Raw genomic sequence first — 439 nt, 5'->3', positions numbered from 1 at the left:
TAGAAGCGAATGCGGCCGCAAGAGCTTGTTTCTTCGCAGACATAAGTTCATCGACTATGTTTCCCACTGCTTCCATAATCAAGGCTGGTCTCTTGATGCTTGCGTGGGTTATGCTTTGGCCAAGGGAATCTTCCAGAAGGATCAGGTCGTATCAACCAAAACTCTGTATAACTACGTTGACTTGGGCCTAATGGATATCAAGAACGGTGATCTTCCAGAGAAGGTCAAGCGCAATACTAAGACTCGTCGTGCCCGTGTAAACAAGCGTATCCTGGGACGAAGCATCGATGAACGTAGTCCTAGAATCGAAAGCCGTAAGGACTTTGGTCACTGGGAATGCGATCTGGTTCTTGGACACAAGACTAAGGACGATGATGTGTTGCTTACTCTGTGCGAACGAAAGACGCGTCAGTTCTTCATGATCAAGATCGAGGATAAA

General features: G+C 46.9%; 1 protein-coding gene. It reads left to right on the top strand.

Annotated elements, in window-relative coordinates:
• Nucleotides 1-439 (top strand): IS30 family transposase (locus tag FD23_RS10490; RefSeq protein WP_236743889.1); only part of this gene is annotated, 439 nt, incomplete at both ends.

This window comes from Lactobacillus delbrueckii subsp. delbrueckii DSM 20074 = JCM 1012 (assembly GCF_001433875.1).
Lineage (GTDB): Bacteria > Bacillota > Bacilli > Lactobacillales > Lactobacillaceae > Lactobacillus > Lactobacillus delbrueckii.
The sequence above is the reverse complement of the archived record's forward strand: the minus strand, read 5'-3'. Positions and strand labels throughout refer to the sequence as shown.